The 26,894-nt window shown below is 37.7% G+C and carries 16 protein-coding genes; 13 read left to right on the top strand and 3 right to left on the bottom strand.

Annotation, left to right across the window (positions count from 1 at the left end):
* Positions 1–8 precede the first annotated feature (8 nt).
* Positions 9–1,493, top strand: a complete 1,485-nt coding sequence (locus tag FEE95_RS08340; RefSeq protein ID WP_138657409.1) for a xylulokinase — start codon at positions 9–11, stop codon at positions 1,491–1,493.
* A gap of 1 nt (position 1,494) precedes the next feature.
* A complete protein-coding gene (xylA, locus tag FEE95_RS08335) occupies positions 1,495–2,820 on the top strand; it encodes a xylose isomerase (protein ID WP_138657408.1) in 1,326 nt (441 codons plus the stop codon).
* Positions 2,821–2,904: 84 nt separating this feature from the next.
* Here xylA and FEE95_RS08330 read toward each other — a convergent pair whose 3' ends face one another.
* On the bottom strand, positions 2,905–4,491 hold the full coding sequence (locus tag FEE95_RS08330; protein ID WP_138657407.1) for a solute:sodium symporter family transporter: 1,587 nt from the start codon (positions 4,489–4,491) through the stop codon (positions 2,905–2,907).
* Between the two features lie 333 nt (positions 4,492–4,824).
* Here FEE95_RS08330 and FEE95_RS08325 point away from each other — a divergent pair, with 333 nt between their 5' ends.
* From FEE95_RS08325 to FEE95_RS08305, 5 genes are read left to right on the top strand one after another with little or no spacing between them, the layout of a single operon-like run.
* Entirely contained in the window at positions 4,825–8,181 is a 3,357-nt protein-coding gene (locus FEE95_RS08325; protein WP_138657595.1) for a VCBS repeat-containing protein, read from the top strand.
* A complete protein-coding gene (locus tag FEE95_RS08320) occupies positions 8,174–11,422 on the top strand; it encodes a VCBS repeat-containing protein (RefSeq protein WP_138657406.1) in 3,249 nt (1,082 codons plus the stop codon). Before FEE95_RS08325 ends, FEE95_RS08320 begins: the two co-directional genes overlap by 8 nt.
* Positions 11,423–11,433: 11 nt before the next feature.
* Complete coding sequence (locus FEE95_RS08315) at positions 11,434–12,783, top strand: vanadium-dependent haloperoxidase (RefSeq protein ID WP_138657405.1); 1,350 nt, start codon at positions 11,434–11,436, stop codon at positions 12,781–12,783.
* A gap of 2 nt (positions 12,784–12,785) precedes the next feature.
* Positions 12,786–13,679, top strand: a complete 894-nt coding sequence (locus FEE95_RS08310) for a GyrI-like domain-containing protein (protein ID WP_138657404.1) — start codon at positions 12,786–12,788, stop codon at positions 13,677–13,679.
* 1 nt (position 13,680) lies between these two features.
* The gene (locus FEE95_RS08305) at positions 13,681–14,535 is read left to right on the top strand and encodes a hypothetical protein (RefSeq protein ID WP_138657403.1); all 855 of its coding nucleotides are present in this window, start codon (positions 13,681–13,683) and stop codon (positions 14,533–14,535) included.
* A 60-nt stretch (positions 14,536–14,595) separates the two neighbouring features.
* Here the strand turns inward: FEE95_RS08305 and FEE95_RS08300 are convergent, their stop codons facing one another.
* On the bottom strand, positions 14,596–18,309 hold the full coding sequence (locus FEE95_RS08300) for a metallophosphoesterase (RefSeq protein WP_138657402.1): 3,714 nt from the start codon (positions 18,307–18,309) through the stop codon (positions 14,596–14,598).
* Between the two features lie 60 nt (positions 18,310–18,369).
* Between FEE95_RS08300 and FEE95_RS08295 the strand changes: the two genes are divergently transcribed.
* A complete protein-coding gene (locus FEE95_RS08295; RefSeq protein WP_138657401.1) occupies positions 18,370–19,560 on the top strand; it encodes a Pycsar system effector family protein in 1,191 nt (396 codons plus the stop codon).
* A 10-nt stretch (positions 19,561–19,570) separates the two neighbouring features.
* On the opposite strand, the gene FEE95_RS08290 is transcribed toward FEE95_RS08295, so the two are convergent.
* Positions 19,571–21,946: a GAF domain-containing protein gene (locus tag FEE95_RS08290; RefSeq protein WP_138657594.1), complete on the bottom strand. Its 2,376-nt coding sequence runs from the start codon at positions 21,944–21,946 to the stop codon at positions 19,571–19,573.
* 216 nt (positions 21,947–22,162) lie between these two features.
* On the opposite strand from FEE95_RS08290, the gene FEE95_RS08285 reads away from it, so the two are divergent.
* From FEE95_RS08285 to FEE95_RS08265, 5 genes are all read left to right on the top strand, one after another.
* Positions 22,163–23,065, top strand: coding sequence for a metallophosphoesterase family protein (locus FEE95_RS08285; RefSeq protein ID WP_138657400.1), 903 nt, complete (start codon positions 22,163–22,165; stop codon positions 23,063–23,065).
* Between the two features lie 214 nt (positions 23,066–23,279).
* Positions 23,280–24,245, top strand: coding sequence for a helix-turn-helix domain-containing protein (locus FEE95_RS08280; RefSeq protein ID WP_171037005.1), 966 nt, complete (start codon positions 23,280–23,282; stop codon positions 24,243–24,245).
* A gap of 75 nt (positions 24,246–24,320) precedes the next feature.
* Complete coding sequence (locus FEE95_RS08275) at positions 24,321–25,457, top strand: acyltransferase family protein (RefSeq protein WP_171037004.1); 1,137 nt, start codon at positions 24,321–24,323, stop codon at positions 25,455–25,457.
* 57 nt (positions 25,458–25,514) lie between these two features.
* On the top strand, positions 25,515–26,165 hold the full coding sequence (locus FEE95_RS08270; protein WP_138657398.1) for a hypothetical protein: 651 nt from the start codon (positions 25,515–25,517) through the stop codon (positions 26,163–26,165).
* A gap of 109 nt (positions 26,166–26,274) precedes the next feature.
* Positions 26,275–26,880 carry a hypothetical protein gene (locus FEE95_RS08265; RefSeq protein ID WP_138657397.1) on the top strand — a complete coding sequence of 202 codons (606 nt, stop codon included), beginning with the start codon at positions 26,275–26,277 and terminating at the stop codon, positions 26,878–26,880.
* Positions 26,881–26,894: the final 14 nt, after the last annotated feature.

Here is a 26,894-nt window from a genome sequence, read left to right as displayed (position 1 = left end):
TTTCAATTATGTACTCCATTGGATATGATATTGGCAGTTCTTCAATAAAAGCGGCACTTGTAGCTATTTCAACAGGTAAAAGTATTGCTGTGGTCAATGAGCCCAAAACGGAAATGAAAATGCTTGCTGTACACAATGGCTGGGCTGAACAACACCCTGATAATTGGTGGTTGCATATTTGTACCGCAACCAAAAGACTTCTCAAGGAAAACGAAATTAAATCGGAAGATGTTACCGGCATTGGAATATCTTATCAAATGCATGGCTTGGTGGTAGTCGATAAAGATGGAAATCCTCTAAGAGATTCGATAATCTGGTGCGATAGCCGAGCCGTTGAAATCGGGAAAAAAGCTTTTGATAATCTCGGGAATGAGAAGTGCGCGGAGCATCTATTAAATTCCCCAGGAAATTTTACAGCCTCAAAATTAAAATGGGTTAAAGAAAATGAGCCTGATCTATATAGTAAAATTTGTAAGTTCATGCTTCCAGGCGACTATATTGCATATAGACTAGGGGGAAACATGTGTTCGACAATTTCTGGATTGTCTGAGGGGATTTTTTGGGATTTTAAATCCAATACAATAGCCACATGGCTATTAGAACATTATGGTATCCAGAAAGAACTTGTTCCTGAAATCGTAGATACATTTTCGGTTCAAGGCAATGTTTCACAAAAAGGTGCTATGGAATCAGGTTTGACAGAAGGCACACCCATCTTATATAGAGCGGGTGACCAACCCAACAATGCTCTTTCGCTAAATGTATTCAACACAGGAGAAATTGCAGCTACTGGTGGAACTTCTGGAGTTGTGTATGCCATAACCGATAGTCTCTCTGTTAAAGAAAGTTCTCGGGTCAACAATTTTGCCCATGTCAATTACGACATAAGCAATCCTCGAATCGGTAAACTTTTGTGCATCAATGGAGCAGGCATTCAATACCGTTGGTTATTGAACAATCTGAAAGTATCATCCTATGAAGAGATGAATGTATTGGCAGCCTCTGTTCCCATTGGTTCTGATGGAGTAACTTTACATCCTTTTGGGAATGGCGCTGAGCGCATGCTAGACAACAAAACCTTAGGCACTCAGCTATCCAATCTAAACTTAAACAATCATACGAAGGCCCATTTATGCAGAGCCGCTTTAGAAGGTATTGCCTTTTCCTTTGTTTACGGAATGGAAATCATGAAATCGGATAAACTTGAAGCCAATGTAATACGTGCGGGAAATGATAACCTCTTCCGTTCAGAAATTTTTTCGAATACTATAGCCACATTAATCGGCAAAGAAATCGAAATATACAATACTACCGGGGCAATTGGGGCAGCAAGAGCCTGTCAACTACATAAAGGTGATTTTGACACTTTCGGGAAACAGATTATGGATAATGATTACGTTACGGGCTTCAAACCTTCTGAAGACAAAGAGGCGTATTCTAAGGCATATCAAAAATGGAAAAACGAATTAGAACAACTTTTAAAAAACAACTAATATGGCAATCATAGGTAACAAAGAATATTTTAAGGGAATAGGGGAAATCAAATTTGAGGGAAAAGAATCCGATAATCCTTTAGCATTTAAGTACTACAATCCCGACCAGGTTGTTGCAGGCAAAACGATGGCTGAACATTTCAAATTCGCCATAGCATACTGGCATACTTTCTGTGGACAGGGTGCTGATCCATTTGGACCGGGTACACAAAATTTCCCGTGGGACCAGCCCACTGATGCCGTCGAAGCAGCTAAAGCAAAGGCTGATGCCGCCTTTGAATTTATCACCAAAATGGGGTTCGATTATTTCTGTTTCCATGATTTTGATTTAATACAAGAGGCGTCAACTTTTACCGAATCAGAAAAACGCTTGGCAAATATTGTCGATTATATCAAAGAAAAAAAGGCCCAATCAGGAGTGAAATTATTATGGGGAACGGCCAACTGTTTTTCAAATCCGCGCTACATGAATGGGGCATCAACAAATCCAGATTTCAATGTACTTGCGCGAGCAGGCGGACAAATAAAATTGGCTTTGGATGCTACTATGGAATTAGATGGCGAAAATTATGTTTTCTGGGGAGGTCGTGAAGGATATATGTCATTATTAAATACAGATATGAAGCGGGAGCTCGATCATATGGGAAAATTCTTGGGTATGGCTAGGGACTATGCAAGAGCCCAAGGTTTTAAAGGAAATTTCTTTATAGAGCCAAAGCCTATGGAACCTATGAAGCATCAATACGATTTCGATTGCGCCACCGTGGTTGGATTTTTACACCAATATGGATTGCAAGATGATTTCAAACTAAATATTGAGGTTAACCATGCTACTCTAGCAAGTCATACCATGCAGCACGAATTAGAAATTGCAGCTGCGCATGGCATGTTAGGAAGTGTGGATGCCAATCGTGGTGATTACCAAAACGGTTGGGATACAGACCAGTTTCCTAATAATATCGGTGAGGTTACCGAGGCAATGCTCGTGTTCTTAAAGGCCGGTGGATTGCAAGGTGGAGGCATTAATTTTGATGCTAAAATCCGAAGAAACTCTACAGATATGGATGACGTTTTCCATGCCCACATAGGAGGAGCGGATACTTTTGCAAGAGCTTTGCTAGTTGCCGATAAAATCATTTCTTCTTCGCCTTATGAAGCATTACGTGCAAAACGATACAGCTCTTTTGATTCAGGAAAAGGAAAAGATTTTGAAGATGGAAAATTAGATTTTAAAGCTTTGTATGAAATAGCGAAAGATAATGGTGAGTTAGAACTGCAAAGTGGAAAACAAGAATTGTTCGAAAATATTGTGAATCAATACATCTAGAGAAGGAGAATTAACACCCTTCTAAAATAGAAAAAATCCAGCCCTAAAAAGGCAGGATTTTTTCTTTAAACTGTTTCGGTATACCTATCTAAAAATTATATAAGTACTTATTACCACCAAAGTTATTACAATACCAACTGGTTTTACGTATTTCCAGCTGGTGATGTCCACCTCATTGGTATATTTTTGTACATAATCCGTTGCCCTTGGTCTTAACTTTCCAATAATCAGCATCAAAGCAATGGTAAGGACAAAGGTAATTGCTTGCATATGAAGCATATGTGGCAGCCACTCTATTCCAAGCCCCCTTGACATTATGATGTAAGTAACATAAACGACAAAGGCAAATATAATTCCCGTTTTTGCAGCTAATGGCGGAACCCGTTTGGTTAAAAAGCCTATAACTATTACGGACAAAATAGGTATGCTGTACGCACCGTTGACTTGTTGTAAGTATCCAAAGAGTCCGCTAGAAGCGTAATAAAGAAATGGGGCCAATACCATCGAAAAAATAGCCAAACCAATACCAAACTGTTTTCCTTTTGCTACTATTTGATTTTCAGGAGCCTCTTTGTTGATATACTGCTTGTAGATATCAATGCCGAAAAGGGTGACACAACTATTCAAAGCACTATTGAAAGAACTTAAAATAGCTCCAAATAGAACCGCTGCAAAAAAGCCTACAAAGGCCGGAGGCAGCACTTCAGCCACTAACTTCGGGTAGGCTTGATCACCTCTTTCCAGTTGTCCATCAAACATGTGAAAAGCAATAATACCCGGTAAAACAACGATTATCGGACCCAAAATTTTAAAAAATGCAGCTAACATCAGGCCCTTTTGACCTTCTACCAAATTTTTAGCTCCTAGCGCACGTTGTATAATTTGCTGATTAGTCCCCCAATAAAATAACTGTACCAAGACCATTCCTGTGAAAATAGTGGCAAAAGGAATACTTGAAGATTCAGACCCAATCGCATTGAACTTCTCTGGATGCTCTGTGGTGAGTTTCGAAATTCCTCCTAAAATACTGTTGTCATCACTAATCGCTAAAAGCCCAAAAACGGGAATTAAGAGGCCTCCTAAAAGCAATCCAATGGCGTTGATACTATCAGAGACTGCAACAGCCTTAAGTCCGCCAAAAATGGCGTAAATACCTCCAATAATGCCAATGCTCCAAACACAAACCCAGATAGAGGCCCATTCAGAAATTCCTAATTTACCCGGCAAATCAAACATTCCGCTGATTGCCAAAGAACCTGAATACAGTACAATGGGCAAAAGAACAATCGCATAACCGCTTAAAAATAGCCCCGAGGTCAGCGCCTTAGTGGTGGTATCAAATCTTCTTTCTAAATATGTGGGAATGGTGCTTATACCTCCTTTCAAATATCTTGGCAATAAAAATATCGCACAAATTACCATTGCAATCGCAGCCAAAGTTTCCCAAGCCATTACCAAAATTCCGTCCCGGTAAGCATCACCGTTAAGTCCGACAATCTGTTCGGTAGAAAGATTTGTCAGCAGAAGTGAACCAGCTATGACACCAGCGGTAAGACTTCGCCCACCAAGAAAGTATCCATCTGAAGATTTTTCATTCGTTTTTCTGGTTGATAAATATGCAATAATGGCAACCAAAATGGTAAAACCTAAAAATGAAACTATTCCTAACATGCGAACGAATTTGGTTTGATTATTTTCTAAATATATTGGAATTTAATAGAATATCCTGCTTAGAGAAAGTATTTGTAACAAAAGAGCGAATTACTCCATCGTTTTAGTACAAAACAGGCAGCAGTTTTTGACAAATATTAACTCTCACCAACTTCCCTGTTCATCAAAGATTGTATATCTTGCGCTGCGGCATTTTGAGCATGGTTTGTCGCTTAAAAATTCGGAATCAGCACATGCTCTAAAAACCTGAAATTTGATTGAAAAATGAAGTGCTTTTTCAAAATATTTCACTTCTTATTTTTTGATAAAAAGAATTGCATGTTGAGTTATTTGATGACAAATTTTTTAAGTAAAGTTGCTTGTATATTGCTTTTGACCACTGCGATACTTTCTTGTACTTCAAAGAAAGAGGAAATTGATAAAAGCGAGAACCAAGGTCCTAAATTGTTTTCACTCCTTCCCTCACAAAAAACGGGAATTGATTTTATCAATTCTGTAGAAAATCAGAAGGATTTCAACATTTTCAAATACCGTAATTTCTACAACGGTGGTGGTGTCGCTATTGGTGACATTAATAATGATGGTCTACCTGATATATATCTTACAGGTAATATGGTGCCCAATAAGCTATACTTGAACAAGGGCAATCTCACATTTGAGGATATTTCTGCAAAAGCAGGAATAGAAGGTAGCAAACCCTGGTCAACAGGAGTAAATATGGTTGACATCAATGCCGATGGATTACTGGACATCTATGTCAGTAATGCTGGCAATATGAAAGGTAATAATCATGATAATGACCTTTACATCAATAATGGAGACCTCACGTTTACAGAAAAAGCAGAAGAGTACAATCTAGCGAAAACTGGATTTTCAACACACGCCACATTCTTTGACTACGATAAAGATGGAGACCTTGATGCTTATATTTTGAACAACAGTAACATTCCCGTAAGTAGCTTGGGCTATGCTGAACAACGCCATGTTCGTGCTCAAGATTGGGAGGGTGTTCCTGATATCTTTAAAGGTGTGGGTGATATGTTGCTTCGAAATGATGGTGGAAAATTTGTTGATGTAAGCGAAGATGCCGGGATTTATGGCAGCCTTATTGGTTTCGGTTTAGGTGTTATGGTTACCGATATAAATAAAGATTTGTATCCTGACCTTTATGTTTCAAATGATTTTTACGAACGAGATTATCTCTATATCAACAATCAAGACGGAACATTTACCGAGGAAATCAAAGAATGGACACAGCACTTGTCACTCTCTGCTATGGGGATTGATATTGCAGACATCAACAATGACGGGAATTCAGAGATTTTTATAACTGACATGCTACCCGAAGCCGATGAACGAGTCAAGGCTGTAATGGAGTTCGAGGGCTACAATGTTTTTAAACTCAAACAGAGCAAGGACTTTTACCAACAGTATATTCAAAATACGTTGCAACTGAATAACGGGAATGGCACCTTTTCAGAAATTGCCTATTTCAGTGGTGTAGATGCCACCGATTGGAGTTGGGCGGGACTCCTGGTCGACATGGATAATGATGGCTTGCGGGATATATACATAACCAACGGTATCAATCATGATTTGACAGACTTAGATTTCGTTGACTTTTTCGCCAACGAAATCATTCAAAAAATGGCTTTGACGGGTAGGAAAGAATCAATTGATTCTATCATCAACAAAATGCCGATTCGACCTCAGCCAAATTACGCGTACAAAAACAATGGAGATATAACCTTTTCAAATGCAAATGCAGATTGGGGATTTGAAATTCCAAGTATGTCAAATGGGGCAGCTTACGGAGATTTGGATAACGATGGAGATTTAGAACTGGTGGTGAATAATGTAAATATGAAAGCTTTTATTTACGAAAACCATTCAAACGAGTTTACCGAAAACAACTATATCAAGATAAATCTTGAAGGCACAGAAAAAAATAGGTTTGCCATAGGGTCCACGGTACTTTTATACTATGACGATAAGACCATAATGCAAGAACAAATTCCATCAAGAGGATTTCAATCTTCCATGGATTATATCATGACCATTGGCCTAGGGTCTAAAGAAAACATTGATTCGCTTCGTGTAATTTGGCCAGATAACCGTTCTCAAAAAATGGTTGATATCAAAGCCAATCAAACCTTGAGTTTTAAATATAATCGTACCGACAAAACACATAATCCATGGAAAAGTGAATATAAAAAAACGCTACTAAGAGAAATAGAAAACACCAATCTTATTTCCCATAAAGAAAATAATTATAGTGATTTTGACTATGAGGGCCTAATCTATAAAACTCTTTCCCAGGAAGGACCTTCATCTGCTATTGCTGATATTGACGGAGACGGAAACGAAGATGTTTTTATTGGTGGAGCCAAAGGATACTCAGCAAACCTTTACAAACATACGGGCAATGGAAAACTAAAAATGGTTTCTCAAAATGTCTTTGTGGAAGATGCAAACTATGAAGACACCGCTTCGGCATTTTTTGATGCCGATGGAGATTCAGACATGGATCTTTTAGTAGGGTCAGGAGGCAACCAAGTTGGCGAGGAACAAAACTATCGGGTTAGACTATATTTAAATGACGGCAAAGGAGTTTTTAGTAAGTCGACTGAACAATTGCCCTCAACTTTTAAAAATATTTCTACAATAGCTCCTCACGATTTTGATAACGATGGTGATATTGATGTGTTCGTAGGTTCTAGAAGTGTGGTAGGCACCTATGGTCTCGACCCTAATCATCTATTTTTGGTAAATAATGGCGATGGAACATTTGAAGATGCTACGGAACGTTTTGCGTACGATTTGAAAAATGCAGGTATGGTGACCAACGCAATTTGGACAGATATGGATGGTGATTCCAAAAAAGACCTAGTTACCGTATCGGAATGGGGAACAACCAACATTTACAAAAATTCTGGTCGGCGATTAGCTAAGATTCCTACTTCATTAGATAGCCTATCAGGCTGGTGGAATGTCGTAAGCTCAGCAGATTTGGATAATGATGGGGATATGGATCTTGTACTCGGTAATCAAGGGAGTAATCTACATTACAAACCCACTCCTGAAAATCCAATGAAAATTTGGATTAATGACTATGATAATAACGGCACTCTTGAGCAAATTGTGACCCAAAGTCAAAATGGCAAAGACTATCCGTTACATCAAAAGCAGGAAATGACCGAGCAAATTACTGCACTAAAAAAACAAAACATCAAAGCATCTATTTATGCTACTAAAACCGTTGATGAGCTATTTTCAGAATCTATTTTTGAAAAATCGATTATGAGACAATCGTCCATATCTGAGTCGGTTATAGCAGTTAATGAAGGGGGTGGTAAATTTACAATTAAGAAGTTGCCGAGCCGAGTACAGTTATCCTGTATATGCGGAATTGCATGTGCTGATGTCAATGGTGATGGAAATCTAGATTTAATCATGGCAGGCAATAATTTTGAATTCAAGCCGCAGTATTCCCGTTTAGACGCCAACTACGGTAACGTACTCCTGGGTGATGGCAAAATGGGCTTTGATTGGCAAGACTATAACACCAGTGGTTTCTTCGTTCGTGATGAGGTAAAACACCTTCAACAATTCAAAGATTCACAAGGGAAGAAATTCCTGATTACTGCCATAAACGATAACAAACCTAAGGTATTCGCATTCGATGACTAAAAATGTATTTTACATTTTGCTATTAGTACTTGTTGTGAGTTGCGGAAATTCAGAAGGGGAATTGTTTTCAAATCCTTCGCCTCAAGAAACTGGAATTAATTTCACCAATACCTTAACCCCCACTGAAGATGCTAACATTCTAGACTACCTCTACTTTTACAATGGGGGTGGCGTTGCCGTTGGTGATATCAATGGGGATGAACTACCTGATATTTTCTTTTCGGGGAATCAAGTAAAAAACAAGCTATACCTGAATAAGGGCAATTTGAAGTTTGAAGATATTTCTGATAAAGCAGGAATTTCAGGAAATAGCAGTTGGAATACCGGAGCCGTAATGGGCGATATTAATGGTGACGGATTACTCGATATTTATGTTTGTGCCGTTGTGGGCATTAATGGTTTTAACGGATTCAATGAGCTCTACATCAATAACGGCGACAATACTTTTACTGAAAGTGCGGCTAAATTCGGGCTGGATTTTGATTCCTATAGTTCTTCAGCAGCTTTCTTAGATTTTGATAATGATGGTGACCTCGACATATACCTTTTGAATCATGCTGTTCATACCCAGGAATCCTATGGAAATGCTGAAACACGCAAAAAAAGAAACTATCAAACTGGTGATAAACTACTTCGAAACGATGGGGGAAAATTCACCGACGTAAGTGAAGAAGCAGGCATTTATGGTGGTGTAAATGGATATGGATTAGGTGTTGCTGTTTCTGATTTTAATCAAGATGGATATCCTGATATCTATGTAGGAAATGATTTTCACGAAGATGACTATTACTATATAAACAATGGTGATGGTACTTTTTCTGAAAGCCTAAAAAATTATTTCGGACATACTTCAAGGTTTTCCATGGGGAACGACGTAGCAGATATCAACCATGATGGCTGGCCGGATATCATTTCATTGGATATGCTTCCTGAAGATGAGAAAATATTAAAATCTTCTGAAGGTGCAGATAATGTTCAAACACAAAGATTGCGGACAGAGCGATTTGGTTATCATTACCAATATTCTAGAAATATGCTTTTCGTGAACAGACCACAAGCCGGTTTCATGGAAATTGCATTGACAAGTGGAGTTGCGGCAACCGATTGGAGCTGGAGTGCTCTTTTCGCCGATTACGACCAAGATGGGGAGCAAGATATTTTTATTTCGAATGGTATTGCCAAACGCCCAAACGATTTGGATTATATCAATTTTGTTTCCGATGAACAGATTCAGAAAAAAATCAGCAATACGAAACTAGTTGATGAGCAGGCATTGAACCTTATGCCTTCGGGAGCTACTCATAATTATATCTTTAAGGGTTCTCAAAATTTGGAATTTGAGGATAAATCAAAAAGCTGGATAGTTAACGACACACTAAAATCCGGAGCTACTGCAATGGCCGATTTTGACTTGGATGGCGACCTTGACCTAGTCATTAACAATAGTAATGAGGCCGCCTCACTCTACATCAATAAAACAGATTCAAAATCCAGTTTTCTCAAATTGAAATTCAAGTATACCCAGGGAAATCTACTAGGACTTGGTACAAAAGTGTTTTCATATCATAACGGAAAATTACAATACAAAGAGCTATATACAGTCCGAGGTTTTCAAGCCTCTTCAGAACCTGTAATTCATTTTGGGTACGGTTCAAGTCAAAAAGTGGACTCGCTAAAAATCATTTGGCCTGATAATACATTTCAAGTTTTAAAAGATGTTGCGACGGGTCAAACTTTAACCATTTCTCCTGAAAACACTAAACCATTTGACTATGGTACACTTAAACCTAAAACTTTCAAATTATTTGAACAGGTCAATGATAATCTAGGTATAAATTTCACGCACAGGGAAGATGGTTATATAGATTTTAATCGGCAAAAGCTGATTCCATATCAAATTGGTGACCGTGGGCCAGCACTTGCTTTGGGCGATTTAAACAATGACGGTACAACTGATGTTTTCTTGGGAGGTTCTAAGTATGTTCCATCTAAAACATACATTCAAAAAGATTCGACCTTCATCGAATATGAGATTCCTTCAATTGCAAAAGATTCTATCAAGGAAGATGTGACGGCGGTAATTTCAGATTTCAATGCCGACGGCAAAAACGATTTACTTTTGGGTACTGGAGGTGCTGATTTCTTCAATAAAATGAAGCCTTTGCTTAATAGTTATTACATTCATAAGGATTCTGTTTACGAGATAAAGCCCTTACCTCAAAGTTTTGAAAATGCGTCCATAATGCGTCCTTACGACTTTGATAACGATGGTGATTTGGATGTATTTGTGGGCAATCAATCCGTTTCAAATGATTTTGGAAAGCTTCCTACTTCTTATGTTTTAGTAAATGAAAATGGAAATTTCTCTACCCTTGAAAATAAAGAGTTTCAGAATATAGGAATGGTCACCGATGCCATATGGCATGATTTTGATGGTGATAACACCAAAGACCTTATTGTAATTGGAGAATGGATGGCTCCTATCTTCTTCAAAAATGAAAATGGCAACCTAATTAAACATGATGTCGGAGTCAATGGTCTCAATGGGCTCTGGCAAAGTATTTCTCCTTTCGATATCGATGGCGATGGCGATAAGGATTATTTGTTGGGGAACTGGGGTACGAATAGCAAGTTTACCGCTTCAGATAAGTATCCTATGAAAATGTATTATGGTGATTTTGACAAAAATGACCAAACAGAGACGATTCTAGTAACCGAAAAAAATGGTGCCTATTATCCTTTAGAAAGTCTTGACGGATTGACAGGCCAGCTAGTTTCCCTAAAAAAGAAATTTACAACCTATGCAGACTTTGCTGGAAAGACGGCAGATGAAATTTTCGAAAAGGAAGCAATGAAAAATGCTGATGTTCTAAAAGTATCTGAGCTGCGCTCAGGGTTTTTACGTAATCAAAATGGTAAATTCAGTTTCGTTCCCTTTAGAAATGAACTGCAAGTATCTCCGATTATGGCATTTATATCTTATGATTTTGATAAAGATGGTAAGGAAGAAGCCTTGGCCGCAGGAAACTATTTTGGTGTTAAACCTTTCCACGGAAGGCTTGATTCTTTTTCGGGAGCCTTGATAAAAGATGAAAATAATGTAATTTTAGGTGATGAAATCGGATTAAATCTTATGCAAAAATCCGTGAGACATTTAAATATTATTACACTTAACAAGCAACCTTATTTACTGGTTACCATCAATAATAACAAAGCAGAAGTATACAAACTAACAAAGTAAAGAGAAGAACGATGAAGAAGATAATTGCAATAATCTCTGTCTTAACCCTAATATTTTCTTGTACAGAAAAGGCTGAGCCGATTTCTGTTTCCCCAGAAGATTTACATGCTTCTGTAGATAAGGTAACTGAAATCATGATTCATGATATTTTTTCGCCGCCGGTAGCGAGTAGAATCTTTGCATATCCGAATGTTGCAGCTTATGAGATAATCGCTTTAAAAAACCCAGCATATCTTTCTTTAGCGGGCCAGTTAACAGATTTCACGGCTATCCCCGAACCGAATGAATCAAAAGTCATTAGTCATGAAGTCGCGGCTATGGTCGCACACATGGAACTCAGCAAAAGATTGATTTTTTCCGAGGATAAAATCGAGATGCTAAGAGATAGCCTTTACGGAGTTTGGGGTGGAAAAAATCCGGTTTTATTTGAGGATTCAAAGTTATTCGGACTTGAAGTAGCGGAGCACATCGGAGAATGGATGATCAAAGACAATTACAATCAAACGCGAACCATGCCAAAGTTTACTGTCGACACCGAGGACCCTACAAGATGGCAACCAACACCACCAGCCTATATGGATGGAATAGAACCCCATTGGAACAAAATACGGCCCTTTGTAATTGATTCGGCAGCACAGTTTAAGCCCATTCCACCTCCACCCTTTTCTTTAGAAAAAGATTCTGATTTCTATAAAGAATTGGCGGAAGTTTATGAAATAAGCAATCAGATTACCGCAAAAGGCGATGAGTCAGAGGAAATTAAGATTGCACAATTCTGGGACTGTAATCCGTATGTATCTGTCACTAGAGGACACCTGATGTTTGCCACTAAAAAGATTAGTCCGGGTGCCCATTGGATAGGAATTACCAAAATTGCAAGTAGAAAAACCAATAGCGATTTCGACAAAACACTATACGCCTATACCAAAGCTTCCATTGCAATGGCCGATGCCTTTATCAGTTGTTGGGATGAAAAATACAGAAGTAACCTAATTCGTCCTGAAACCTTGATTAACGAACATATTGATGAGAACTGGAAACCGGTTTTACAGACTCCACCTTTTCCAGAATATTCAAGTGGTCATAGTGTGGTTTCTGGGGCGGCATCGGTCACACTTACAGATATTTTTGGAGATGAATTCAGTTTTGATGATGACACAGAAGTGGCCTATGGTTTACCTGTGAGAAGTTTTACCTCTTTCGCGCAAGCGGCAGATGAAGCGGCAATCAGTAGAATGTATGGTGGTATTCACTATCGAGCTGCTGTTGAAATAGGTGTAAAACAGGGTCGAGATCTTGGAAAATTCGTCGTTGATAATCTAAAGATGACGAATAATCAAAAAGTGGCAATAAACCAATAAGCATGCGAAAGAAATTGGCTTGGGGTTTACTGATACTTCTATTGGGAACCTTAATTTGGTATCTCTTTCTCAAACCAAATGATTACCAAGTTACTTTTAAAACAAGGGCTATACCGGGTACGGTAAATCAAGCAATAAAGTTATGGGCAAATGGATTGGTCGATAGCAAACTGTTAAATCAAACTGATTTGCGGCACTTTTCGCATCAGCTTCGATTCAACGATTCCGTTCACACATATGAATGGAATGTAAAACCCCTAAACGATTCTACTTCACGGGTAAAAGTTCTCGTTACGGATGTTGAAAATAGTCTTCCAAATAAAATAACTATTCCCTTTTCTGAAACTGATTTTGAAAAGCGTACAAAGAATACGGTAAAAGACCTTATGGAAACGCTAAAGGAACATACTGAGAGTTTTAAAGTAACGATAACTGGTGTAGACGAAATACCTTCAAAATATTGCGCCTATATCTCTTTAAAAAGTACTCAAAAGGAAAAAGCGCTCAAAATGATGGAAAATTATCCTATTTTGAATAGTGTCTTGGCTAAAAATAATATCGCTCTTGATGGCCCTCCTTTTATCCAAATTGAAGATTGGAATATGCAAACAGATAGTATTGTTTTTAATTTTTGTTATCCTATTATAAAATCAGATACCCTACCACAAATCAATGGTGTTCAGTTCCAACAGGTTAAGAATCAAAAGGCCATTAAAAGTGTATTTAATGGAAATTATATCATTTCAGATCGTGCTTGGTATGCTATGGTTGATTTTGCAAAAAAGAATGATATGACTATTGAGCAAAAACCCATTGAAGTTTTTTACAGCAACCCTAATATGGGCGGCGATGAATTAAATTGGAAGGCTGAAGTTTTCATGCCTTTGAAAGAATAAAATGAATCGACCCTATTCCATTTTAGTACTGGTTTTCTTGCTCCAGAGCTGTGCCAATCACGGGCAACTCAAACTCATTGAAAAGCTCCCGCAAAAACTAAAAGAAAATTCTGGTATAGTTTCATATGTTGATTCAACAGCTTGGTTTATAGAAGATAATGGCAATAGTGACGACATTTATAAAACTGATTTCAAGGGGAACATCATTCATCAGCTAGATGTTAAAAAAGAGAAAAATAATGACTGGGAGGACTTGAGTAAAGACAAAGATGGTAATCTTTACATTGGAGATTTTGGTAATAATCAAAACGATAGAAAAAACCTAGTTATTTACAAGGCACCCAATCCTGAAATCGAGAAAGGGAAAAAGATTCCCGCTAAAAAAATCAGATTCAGCTATCCTGAACAACAAGAGTTTCCACCAAGAAGAGGCGAACTGTTTTATGACGCGGAGGCTTTTTTTCATAGTAACGGATATCTCTATATTTTCACGAAGAATCGAGCCAACCCGTTTACAGGGGAAACTTTCGTTTATCGCGTACCCGACAAAAAAGGTACTTATGAGGCGGAATTGGTGGACAAAATTCCCCTGTGTACAGATTGGAATATTTGTCAAGTTACTTCTGCAGATATATCCCCTGACGGAAAGAAGATTGTTCTTTTAAGCTATGGAAAGTTATGGATTATAACTAATTTTTCTATGGATGAATTAGCCAAAGGGGATATTAAAGAAATTGACTTAGGCATTCGAACACAATTGGAGTCTGTCTGTTTCTCAGATAACCAAAATCTTTTACTTTCCGATGAACAGAGAAATGGTACTGGCGGTAATTTGTATTCGTATACATTAAACTAATTTTTTAAAGCTCCTTCCACTTTTTGGGGAAGGAGCAAATAATATTTTCCTTCACTTTTATTAAAACCCAAAACCTAGTCCGAAAGAAAAGCGAAGTCCGTCTGAACTATTGAAAATTGCTGCACGTAGCGACATTATATCGGCAGCATTGATAAAAAACCCTCCACCATACGAGGTATGCCATTTGTCAGAATCTTCATTAGGCTGCCAAACCCTACCATAGTCAAAACCACTATAAATTCCGACCGTTGTTGGCAAAATTCCCGTTCTTCTTTGCCCAAGGCTTAAGCGCAAATCTGTGTTTTGATAATAGGCATTTTTCCCTGTGAAGCGTTGATTTCTGAATCCTCTTAATCCATCCGTTCCACCTATACTTGCCGCTTGGTAGAATTCATAGTCGTCACCCAGTATAAAATGTGCTTTCCATTTGGTTGCAAGAACCAAGTTACCATTGGGTATTAATTTGTAATCTAAAGATAAGCCAGGAATAATATATCCGAAACTACTACTTCCATCTGTAGTTTCCATTTTATACCCAACTTGTAATGAAGTTGCCATACCTAATGTTGGAAAAGCTGCGTTATCAGTATTCTCAAAGCTATACTCTCCATCCAAACCAACAAAACTCTTCTGGGTTTCCGTATTATTCTCCTGATAAAAAGTGTTTATAAATCGATTTTCAGTTTCTTCAACTTCAATGGACTCATAAGATATTCCCATTCGTATTTTGCTCCCTAATTGTCCGCGCCAAACTAGGGAAGGTGCCAATCTTATCGTGCTGTATTTAACTCTATTATAATCCAGCTCCAGTTCATCATCTAAGTTTTCGGTATCGTTTCCAAAGCCAAAAAAGTTTATGGCAAAATTGGGACTTGTGAATCGGGTGTCCAGTTCGAAATTCGCTTTCCCAAAGGCATTTGCAAACTCTCCCCGGTAGCCTAACTCGAATCCACTTGTAGCAAAATAAAAAGCCGCGTTGATATGATGTTGTTGTGTAAAGGGGTTTTGACGGAAACCGTTATAGGTATAGGTTTCGGTAATTCCAATTTTAAGACCATCATCAGGATTGAACCCAATAAGTGGTAAAAGTTGATTTTGAGAAGCCCTCATCTTAAGGGGCTGATAGGTATTTACAGCATAGTTATCCGTTAATTTCACCCTTGCCTTGGAAACATCTTTAAAACGGTTCTTTTTGGATTGGTAATCATAAATAACGGTGCCACCACCTTCTCCAACATCATATCTATCATTATTCTGACCCCCTATTAGACGTACTTTAATTCTGCTCTTGTAATTGCCTTTGACTTCAAAGCGATCTTCGTCATCCAATCCATATACCCAGATTTCTTTAGTGAAACTCTTGTCAAATTTCTTATTAAAAAATCGCTTTTTCTTTTCGCCATCGATAATTCTATAGGCGCTTACCTCAACTTCATCGCGGTTCAAATACTCTATTTCGAACCAGTCATCTTTATCAGTTCCGGTGATCACGGCATATTTGTTTAAAATACGATAGTACTCCCCTGCAGTTTCTTCTATTGCAGAAATTCGCTTAATCAATACTCTTTTGATCTCCGTAACCGTTTCATCTCGTACTTCTTCTGGGAAAGAAAGAAATGCTTTATCAATCACCTCTTCCGTAAGGTTCTCTCGAATGTATCTGGCCTCAGCCAACCAAGTTTCTCTAGTCGTTTCATTTAGTAAGGCCAAATCAAGTACATAGGTTTTTGGCGAAGAATTAAAGCCTCTTACACTTCTTATTTCTTCTTTAAAGCCTTCCATAAGGCGCAAGGCAGGAATTAGTCTAGTGGCTAATCCCATGAACAAACCATCACCCATAATGGAATAAGCCTGGTCACGGTCACGGGGTACCGGTTTATATATTTTCTTCTTTTTTCCTTTTTTCTTGAATTCAGCCCAACGCCATTGGTCCACGTGACGATCCCAATCCCCCAGCACCATATCGAAAAGTCTTGCCCTGGCATACATTTCTGCATCTACGTCATATTTTTCATCATCACGAAGATTCTCAAGCATTTCATCTGTACTGATGAGTTTATCTGAAAAACCGTAACTGGCTAAGTCACCGTGCCCATCACCGGCATGTTCTTCTATCATATAGAGTTCATCTCCAAAACTATCATTGAACTCCTCTAAGGCATCCTGTTTAGGAATATAGTACAATACGGGATTGGTATGGTAAATTCCAATCGCATCAGAAAGTGGGCCAATCGTGAATGGTGCATAGGGGTGTGAACCTGTATAAAAATCCTGTAGAAATTCTTGCAGAAAAGTATCCTGCAAATCATCCATCACATATTGCTGCTGAAAAACCATGGATTGTAAATACAACTCCGAAACCTTTCGCAAGGCACGCATTACATATTCCTTCCCATTCTCATGGCGCAGTCGTAATGATTTTGATTGATGCCCACCACCCTTTCGAACAGGTTTTAATCCCCCGAAAAGCGTATCTAGATTTACGGTTGGCGCGGTAACCTTGGTACCATAGTATTTGCGATACCGCTCACCCCAAATCGTTTTAAAGAAACCTGTCTTATCGAGTTCTTCCTCAGTATAAATTGAGGCAGCTGCCTCTGAAGGATATGTTTCTGTATAATCACTATCATATGTTGTTCTGTCAGGACTCAGTACTTGGGTAGAGAACAGAGATTCTTCCTTTTCAATCTCGTTGACTCCAAAATAACGAACTTGAGAAGAACCATCCTCATAGACTTCCAAAGTCGCATAGCCCATTTTACCGGAGGCAAATTGACCACCATTCATTACGCGAGCGACTCCCTTTTTCGCCCCTGCCCCACTTACAATTTGAGGAATATTATTCTCTTTTATATACTGCAACGTATGTTCATGACCTGAAACGAAAATTACCTTTTCAGAATACTGGGCCAAAGTCACCATTCGGTTTTTAAACTCGGTATAGCGCTTGTTTTGAACGTCAGCTGGAGAAGCTCCAGATGTTTTTCTAAGGACATTTATTAGCGTTCCGATAACAGGTAATGGAAACTTACTACTTCCTTGAAATAGCTGTTGTTTTAGCGAAAATTGGCCTCCATGAGGTCCATAGGTAAACATCGGATGATGCAAAGCAATCAAGGTAGTTTTATCCCTATTCTTTTTGATTGCCCCTTCTACTTCTTCCCAAAACTTAGCACGGCTTTTAATTTCACAATTATCGTTCATGGTTGGGTGTTTGTTCCAATTGGTCAAATACCACTCCGTATCTATTATAATAATGGCGAGTTTATCATTTACCTTCACTTGTGTAATTGGGCACCCATTTTCAGGTAAAAACGGATTCTTTTGCTTTAGTTTTTTCTTGACATACTTTTCTTGACGGTTCAATCCTTTTAACCCGTCACTATACCAATCATGATTTCCAGGAATAAACAATGGTCTACCTTCAAAATTTTCTAGTGTCTCCAACTGTGCATCCAGATAGCTTTTAGCCAATTCATATTCTATAGGAACATCTTTTTTATTAGGCAATCCTGCAGGATAGATATTGTCTCCCAAGAAAATAGCTGTACTATTCTCATCAGCCCTGTTCAATTTACTTTTGAATAATTTCAAAGCCGAATTGGGTCTATTCTCCTTAGATAGCCCTGCATCACCAATAAGATATACCGTATGGGAAATCTCTTTAGTAATGGGGATATCCTTATCTGAAAACCCTTGCGCGTACTTTGTCTTTTGCGTAGCACAACTCGTAAGTAAAAGGCAATACAATACGACAAATGAATACTTCTTCATATAACTGTTCTAAAGTCTAGAATTTTGTAATTTGGTGGGGGAGATTCTAACACATGCCATATGTCGGATATACTAGAGAAAACTAAAGTTTTTGCCACAGATTTATTGACGAACACGCTAAATCCAAAACATTTATATCACAATCTAAAGCATACTGAGCGTGTTGTTAAAAGTACTAAAGAATTGTTGGACGCGCATAATCTTTCCGAAGAAGAAAATGAGATTCTTTTACTCACTGCCTGGATGCATGATATAGGGTATACAAAAGGAACGGTAGACCATGAAGAAAGTAGCTGTATCCTTGCCAAAGACTTTTTTATTGCTGAAGGCTATAGTGACTTGAAGATTCAAAAAGTAATGGAAGGCATACGAGCAACGAAACGCTATTATGAACCAAAAAATCTTTCTGAAATGATTATCCGAGATGCTGATTCGTCACATTTCGGTCAAAAAAGTTATTGGGAAACTTCAGACTATTTGCGCGAAGAGCTCTCTTTACTCGGTATTGCCGAGTACACCACAAAAGAATGGTGCGACGCCAATCTAGAAATGTTCAAAAAGGAGCATCAATTCTATACAGACTATGCCAAAGAGAACTGGCAGGCAGGAAAAAACAAAAATTTAAAAAAGCTGGTCAAGGAGAAAAAGACTGAAAAGCAAATCGCTAAAAAAGAAGCGATTAAGGCGAAGTACAAGACCGAAAGTCCAGATAGGGGGATACAGACTTTGTTTAGGGTAACGCTCAAAAATCATTTGACACTTAGTGATATTGCGGATACCAAAGCCAACATTTTACTTTCAGTAAATGCGATTATTATTTCTTTGGTATTATCGAATTTGATTACCAAACTTGACAATCCCTCAAACACTTATTTGATTTATCCAACAGTAATTTTTGTAGTATTCAGCGTTGTTTCGATGATTTTGGCTGTTTTGGCCACACGACCTAATGTCACAAGCGGACAGTTCACCAAAGAGGATGTCAAGAACAAAAAAGTAAACCTTTTATTCTTCGGAAACTTTCACAAGATGAATTTACCCGATTACGAATGGGCTATTAAGGAACTGGTAAAAGACAAGGAATATATATACACGAGCTTGACCAAAGACCTTTATTTCTTGGGGCTAGTTTTGAACAGAAAATATAAAATCCTTCGTTGGACCTACACCATTTTTATGGTAGGTATTGTAATATCTGTTTTAGCTTTTGCAATAGCCTTTAAGTTTTTTGGCCCTGATAGAATTGCTTGAAAAAAGTGGCCTATGCCTTTAATTCTTCCATAAGGTCGTCGTAGGTATACGTCTTTTCTGACTCCTGATCTTTTCTATATAAGATATCCGCTCTGATAGCCTTCAGCCCTGCTACACCCTGAAGTCCCTCTAATTCCACAATTTCCACTTTACCTGTGAAATATCCTTTTGACTTCAGGAATTTGATGTAACGTAAATACTCCAACTCATCACTTTTCTGAGAATACACAATAACCATCTTTCCGGTTTGGGTAAGACGTTCGTCGGTGCCTTTTACAAAAGATTTATCAATGCGTTTTTTAATAATTTCATAGCGAGCATTGTAGGTTCCGTCTACATCAAAGCGTTTTTCATCCATCCGAAAACGAATTGATAAGGACGTATTGTAAACCAAAATCAAAGAAGCAACATCTAAAGGCACCGGAAGTTCAGGCTTCAAACTGTAGTGTTTATTTTCCATATCACACATTACCTGCATTTGCCACAAACGAAGATTATTCAAGTATAATGGGTCAAAGTTTCGGTTACCCGCAATCGAATCGCCAATATACATATTATGCTCTATGCCGTCAGTTTTATAACGCTCAAAATAATGTGGAAACATCTCTTGGGCATCTTCCTGCTTCTTGTCAATTAAAGAAGCTAGCTTTTTATTTATTTTCATTACGCTCGTATCGTAATTTTTACGATGGTCGTAATAGGAATGTGTATTTTCGTCAATTCGAGCTTCGTAACCACTAACCAATTTTTCAAGCTCGACATCCTCTTTTTTCAAATGCTCAAAAACAGGGTTTACCTCATCCATGATAAAGTTAAAAATTGCCTGCTCGCTGTTCGTATGCAGCACGTCTTTTACATCATCAATATGATTATTCACCCTAAAAATAAGTTCTTCATAAATGGGCAGTTTTGTTTTTTGCCAAGCCTCGGTCAACACCCTATTTACATCGGATAATTGAATCATTAAATCTCGTTGAATAGCCTTATTTCTAGCCATGGACGAGTCCTTAATATCAATTTGCCCGTATAGCGGACTCACATTCTCAAAAACAATTTCCTTGAAGGAAGGTTGCTCACCATGCAGCCCATCTTTGATGAAGTTTTTTGCTTCTTCCTGAAACCTCCAATAGACTGATTCGTGAACCGAAGTGCACTCATGCTGTATGATAGCATCTATTAAATTTTCCTCTTCTGTTTTCGACCGAAGTACTGCAGTGACAATAAACGGCATAATATCCTCAAGCTTGGTGGCCACTACACTATTTAGCTCATTTTTATTTGGAGAGCTTATTTCTAGAACCCCAAGTAAATTACCATTGTCGGCTATAGGAGCAAAAATTGCACTCTGATAGCCTGCTTCTTTAAGGTTTTTGTAAGGAGCAATGCCTCCCGAAAGCTCATAATATTTGTTAACATCAGTAACAGCAAAGAAATCGTTATCCTGCATTAGTGCTTTATATGATCCAGGACAGAGGGCTTCTCCACACGAAACATACTCCTCATCTCCAAGAATAACACTTTCCATTCCAGCACCGTGTACACATTGAAATTGGTCTTGTTTGGTATCATATGCAACAAAACCTACTTTTATATCCTTCAATCTGAAAAATGAACGGAAGGTTTCTTGCATGAATTCCATAAACGACTCATCTCCATTCTCTTTTTCATTTGATATCAGCCCAGATTTAATTTCCGAGATGGAATGTTCAGCCGTAACATCAAACATATTCGATATCACAAAACCTTTAGCTACGAAACTTGCTGGAGGGATTTTTTCTTTCCAAAGTTCAATGTTGTCATAGTTCTCTAAAAGCTCATCAATATCTTCTTGTTTTAAGTCTTTTGCCTTATCTGTAGGATGTAGTTCTAAGAAATCCGCATTGTATAAGATTCGGTAATGATGCATGACACCGTTGACATCAGGAATATCATAAAAATAAGGTCTTGAAAAATCGAGTTTGAATCCGTAGTAGAAATTCAATACTACGACGGCCGCCATAATATAATTAAATTCATCCTCCTGATTTCGAATTTTGGGCTCAAAATCAGGACCTGCATCAGCCAATATTTTCTCAAATCTTTTTGAAGAATGAAAAATAAAATTGTCATATGGCAAAGCAGCCACTTTTATTTCATTGTTCCCTAAAATATCTGAAAAGGTATCTTCTAAAATGATGTCTATAACTTCCCTACGTTTTTCTAACAAAGATAAATCTGTAAAACCATCTCGGAGTTCAGGATAAGGCGCTTGTGCGTCAAGCACACGTTTAGCCTTAGCAACCATGAATGGGTCTTCACTTTTGGCCAACTCATCATAATATTCCATAAATTTATTGAAACTTATGACACGCTGAATAGGCATGTTTTCGTAGTTGTTTAAAGACATAGTATCCATTGGTCTACTTTTACCTCATAAAATTACAAAACGAGGTATAAAATTTTGTTAAGGAAATCTTAGTAAACCACCTCGAGGCAAACCCGCAAGTGATTAAAAGGAACTTAATTTCAGTTTTGGCGCTAGCATCAAGGTTTTAAATCTCGATTATCAAGCAAAAATGTTAAGGTATGGCGTGTTTTTCGGATATTTATAAAAAAATCGTCAATGTCATCAAGGTTTCGGTTATCTAGAGCGTATGAGCGGGCAAAAGTGATTCCTTTTGACGATAGCTCAAAATTCATTCTATTTAGTGATTGTCATAGAGGTGACAACAGTTTTGCCGATGATTTTGCGAACAATCGAAACATCTATTTTCACGCCCTAACCCATTATTTTAGAGATGGTTTTGAGTATTGTGAATTGGGCGACGGAGACGAACTTTGGGAAAACATACGATTTGAATCTATCTTTCAAGCGCATAAAAATGTCTTCAAACTTCTCAAACAATTTCATTTAGAAAAACGCTTGCACATGATTTGGGGAAACCATGACATGGTGTACAAAGACCCAAAATATGTGGAAAAACATTTATTCCAGTATTTTGAACCGGTAGAAGATTGCGAAAAAGACCTTCTTGAGGGTATTCAGTACCACGAAGCCATTGTCTTGAAACATAAAGAAACCCAACAAGAACTTTTTCTGGCTCATGGTCATCAAGCGGATTGGTGGAATTACACTTTTTGGCGTTGGGGCCGATTTTTAGTTCGAATACTCTGGAAACCCCTGCAAGTATGGGGAATTGCCGACCCTACGAGTCCCGCAAAAAACTATATCGAGCTTAAAAAAGTAGAGCGTCGCATTAAAAAATGGATTCTTGAAAAAAACCTCTTGATTACTATTGTTGGACATACCCATCGCCCACGTTTTCCAGAACCTGGGGAGATTCCTCTGTTCAACGATGGTAGCTGTGTACATCCCAGAAGCATCACGGGTATCGAAATAGTTAAAGGAACTATTGCGCTCATCAAATGGCAAATCGCGACCAAAGATGATGGTACACTTCAAATTGTTCGTGTGTTACTAGAAGGACCTCAGAGTCTGGCAGACTACCAGAAAGCAAAACAATAGATTTGTGGATGTTCTAGAACAACTTATAGAGCAAATTCCTATACGGCATAATCTTACTTCTAGTATTATGCTCATCGGCATAATTCAAAGCTTCTTCATAAGCATCGTAATTTTTGCCCGTTCCAAAAAAAATTATGCTATTAAGTATTTGGGGTGGTCCTTTTTCTTTAGTTCAATCGTCTTCTTCGATACTTACCTGTGTTACACAGGTCTCATGAAAAAGGTGCTATTTCTAAATGATTCTACGGAATTTTTGGTCCTTTTGGTTTTTCCATTTTCCTATTTCTCCGTTTACGGGCTTATTAAAAGAGCCCCGATTACACTCAAGAAACATTGGTGGCATTTTATATTGCCCACTGTATACTTTTTAACTCAAGTGCCTTTTTTCCTCGCTCCCCTGGCTGTGAAATACAATGCGTATTTAGGAGCTTATTTCCCAAGTTTTGAAACGGCAGAAGTTTCCGAATCTTTTAGCTACGGTTATCATGTCATCAAAGATATTTTTGACTGGTTGATTCTATTTAGCATACTTTTCTATACGCTAATGTCATTAAAATTAGTGCTTGCCGAAAGAAGCAAACATGATCCCAACAAAATCAAACCTAAATCTGGAAAATACATCTTCACAAGAAACACAGTGGTGGTTCTCCTACTTTTATTGATTTTCATTTTCGCAGTTTTTTATTCGTATGAAGATGATGGAGGCGACCATTACATTGTATTTTTTCAAACGCTTATCGCCTTTTCCACCACGTATTTGATAATGGCGGAATCTCGGTTTTTTGAAAAATCATGGATTGCGGATAAGTATGAAACTATCAGCAATTTGAAGAGTGATTTAGACTTTGAAAAAATTCAAAACTATGTTGATACAGAAGACTACTTCTTATCACAGCAAGCCTCTTTACACAATTTGGCCTCAATTTTAAAAGTACATCCAAACCAAATCTCCAAAATAATCAATCTTGAAAACGATTCTAATTTCAATGATTACATTAACCAAAAAAGAGTTGAAAAGGCTAAGGCCAGATTAGTAGATACCACATACGCCCATTTAACAATTGAAGCTATTGGAACATCGGTCGGATTTAAATCAAAATCGGCTTTTTACAGTGCTTTCAAAAAACATACAGGAACTTCTCCATCCGCTTTTACAAAGGAATCTTCTCCAAAATTGTAATTCAGGACATATAGCAGCTTCAAGAAATTTGTGCTCTAAAGGAAACTACAAACCTTTGACACAAACAAATACAATATGGATTCTAAAATAAGACGCTACGACATAGATTGGTTACGAGTAATCGTATTTGCACTACTCATTTTTTATCATGTGGGTATGTTCTTTGTGCCCTGGGGGTGGCACATTAAAAATGACATTACCTACGATTGGCTCCGTTGGCCTATGCGGTTTTTGAATCAGTGGCGATTACCTATTCTATTCGTTATTTCGGGAATGGGCACCTATTATGCCCTTTCCAAAAGGAATATCGGAACCTTTAGTTGGGAACGTATCAAAAGACTTGGCATTCCGTTAATTTTTGGCATGTTACTTATTGTACCTCTTCAAGTTTATTTTGAACGTTTGGATAAAGGTCAATTTATCGGTTCGTATTGGGAATTCTTCTCCACTATCGCCCATGAAGGCATTTATCCTGAAGGTAACCTAAGTTGGCATCACCTTTGGTTTTTGCCTTATTTGTTACTGTTCTCTTTACTCCTGGGACCGCTATTCGTTTATTTGAAAAAGAATAACACCGTATTGGTGGATTGGATTAAAAAGCAAATACAAAAACCTTTCGGATTTTATCTTTTTATAATTCCATTATATCTGCTTGAGGCATTCATGGAACCCTTTTTTGATATTACCCATGCCCTGATTGATGATTGGTTCAATTTTAGTTCCAGTATCGTATTGTTCTTTTACGGTTTTCTATTGATTTCTGCGGGAGATACCTTCTGGGAAAGTTTGAAAAAAACAAAAAGTAAAGCCTTGAAAATTGGGATACTCGCTTTTCTAAGCCAAGTATTTATTTGGTTTTTTTTAGAAGATGGCTATGTCGTTCATTTTACCGAAGCCCTATTAAAAGTCACTAATATTTGGTCATGGATTTTAGTGCTTTTTGGTTTCGCAGCAGAGCATCTAAACAAAAAAAGCAAATTACTTGCCTATTGCAATCGTGCGGTATATCCATTTTATATTTTACATCAGACCGTTACCATAAGTATTGCATTCCACTTGATGAACCTCGATTGGGGCTTCCTCCCAAAGTTCTGTGTACTAACTTTAGGTACCTTTCTAATTAGTTGGTTTATTTATCATGTCATCATTTTGCAAATTCCTTTGTTACATCCTTTATTCGGATTAAAACCAAAAAAGAAAGCAGATAAATAGTAAAATTTAAGAATACATTTAAATCACTATTTTTAGCACTAGATAAAACACAAAACCATGCTAAAAAAAGTAACCCTGATTACCCTTGTTTCTCTTCTATTTGTTTCTTGTTGGAAAGATAAAAGTCCTGAAGATTTAATTCGTCTGAAAGAACGCTTCAAATCGACCGTTTCCTCTTTTGAAAAAAAGAAAGAAAACGCGAACAAGAATGTCAATAAGGGACTCGAAACCTTAAATGCTTTGCAAAAGGCTTTGGAAGACACCAAGAACGAAGACAAAGAATTCGCGAAAGTCTATGGCGACTGGGAAAACGTAAACAAACGCGTAGAAAACCTGAACAAAGAGTATGAGGACTTAAAAAAACACGCTTCAAACCTCTTTACCGCTATGGAAACCCAAACCAACAGCTTAAGTGACGAAACCAGTAAAAAAACACTTTTAGGCGCCATTGAAAAAGCGCGCACCAAGTACAATGGTACTTTAGCCAATACCTCAAAAGCAATCGACAAACTTCGTTTGCTTCACGGCGATGCCGTTGAAGTGGTGAAAGCACTTGAAGTTGCCGCTGCGCTTAACTCTTTTGACAACATCAACGACCAAATGAAAAGCATTGAAGGGCGTGTTGATGGCATTATGAAAGAGTTGAATGTCGCCGTTGTAGAGAGCAAGAAGTTGTATGAAAAGAAGATTACGGAGTTGGGGGAGTAAAGTATCCCGCAAAAGCAACACCAAAAGTTTCTTTAGCAAGGCATATTGATAGATAAATGACAAAATTAGTTGTCATATAACAAGTTGTAAGTAAGGCGAAAAACGAAATATGAAAATAGTATTTATCATAATAGGAATAATTGTACTGCTAATCGTAATCTTTATGATTTACAGGTATTTTGCATTTAAAAGAGAAAGTGCAGAAACCAATAAATTGAGATTTGAACGGATTCAACCTCTTTATGAAAAATTGGAAAGTGGGAATGAAATAAGCAAAGAAGAAGTTTTAAAATACGCAAAGGACAATAAGACAAGAGAAATGACTTATCAAATTCTTTCGGAACATAAAAAAACGGAATTGTTTCCAAAGGAATATCTGACAATAGAAAGTGGAGCGGAAAGTAATTTAGTGAACTGGCTTGAATTTCCAACTGAATTAGATAAAGTGCCAGATGACATTGAACACTTGAAAAGAGTAACAATCAAATTTGACGGAAACGATGTTTTTTATCACGTTTTTAAATATATGACAAATGAACCTCATTGGGCTGCAGAAAACGGTTGGATGTTAGGAGTTGTTGGACCTTATTTCGATGATAGTAAACCTTATGACTTTCCTGCTGCGACATTTAGTAGATGTAGCAGTAAAGTTGGAGAAATTGAACCCGAAAATGAAGCAAAATGGGTTCATGAAAACATTGCTCTGAAAAGATAAAGCCCTACTTACAA

The sequence above is a fragment of the Maribacter algarum (ex Zhang et al. 2020) genome, assembly GCF_005885635.1.
Classification (GTDB): domain Bacteria; phylum Bacteroidota; class Bacteroidia; order Flavobacteriales; family Flavobacteriaceae; genus Maribacter_C; species Maribacter_C algarum.
This window is presented reverse-complemented; position numbering and strand designations above follow the sequence as displayed.

Bases quoted from the DNA above. Each gene is read 5' to 3' on its own strand.
- FEE95_RS08340 (WP_138657409.1), top strand. From the start codon at position 9: ATGTACTCCATTGGATATGATATTGGCAGTTCTTCAATAAAAGCGGCA.
- xylA (WP_138657408.1), top strand. From the start codon at position 1,495: ATGGCAATCATAGGTAACAAAGAATATTTTAAGGGAATAGGGGAAATC.
- FEE95_RS08330 (WP_138657407.1), bottom strand. From the start codon at position 4,491: ATGTTAGGAATAGTTTCATTTTTAGGTTTTACCATTTTGGTTGCCATT.
- FEE95_RS08325 (WP_138657595.1), top strand. From the start codon at position 4,825: ATGACAAATTTTTTAAGTAAAGTTGCTTGTATATTGCTTTTGACCACT.
- FEE95_RS08320 (WP_138657406.1), top strand. From the start codon at position 8,174: ATGACTAAAAATGTATTTTACATTTTGCTATTAGTACTTGTTGTGAGT.
- FEE95_RS08315 (WP_138657405.1), top strand. From the start codon at position 11,434: ATGAAGAAGATAATTGCAATAATCTCTGTCTTAACCCTAATATTTTCT.
- FEE95_RS08310 (WP_138657404.1), top strand. From the start codon at position 12,786: ATGCGAAAGAAATTGGCTTGGGGTTTACTGATACTTCTATTGGGAACC.
- FEE95_RS08305 (WP_138657403.1), top strand. From the start codon at position 13,681: ATGAATCGACCCTATTCCATTTTAGTACTGGTTTTCTTGCTCCAGAGC.
- FEE95_RS08300 (WP_138657402.1), bottom strand. From the start codon at position 18,309: ATGAAGAAGTATTCATTTGTCGTATTGTATTGCCTTTTACTTACGAGT.
- FEE95_RS08295 (WP_138657401.1), top strand. From the start codon at position 18,370: ATGTCGGATATACTAGAGAAAACTAAAGTTTTTGCCACAGATTTATTG.
- FEE95_RS08290 (WP_138657594.1), bottom strand. From the start codon at position 21,946: ATGTCTTTAAACAACTACGAAAACATGCCTATTCAGCGTGTCATAAGT.
- FEE95_RS08285 (WP_138657400.1), top strand. From the start codon at position 22,163: ATGTCATCAAGGTTTCGGTTATCTAGAGCGTATGAGCGGGCAAAAGTG.
- FEE95_RS08280 (WP_171037005.1), top strand. From the start codon at position 23,280: ATGAAAAAGGTGCTATTTCTAAATGATTCTACGGAATTTTTGGTCCTT.
- FEE95_RS08275 (WP_171037004.1), top strand. From the start codon at position 24,321: ATGGATTCTAAAATAAGACGCTACGACATAGATTGGTTACGAGTAATC.
- FEE95_RS08270 (WP_138657398.1), top strand. From the start codon at position 25,515: ATGCTAAAAAAAGTAACCCTGATTACCCTTGTTTCTCTTCTATTTGTT.
- FEE95_RS08265 (WP_138657397.1), top strand. From the start codon at position 26,275: ATGAAAATAGTATTTATCATAATAGGAATAATTGTACTGCTAATCGTA.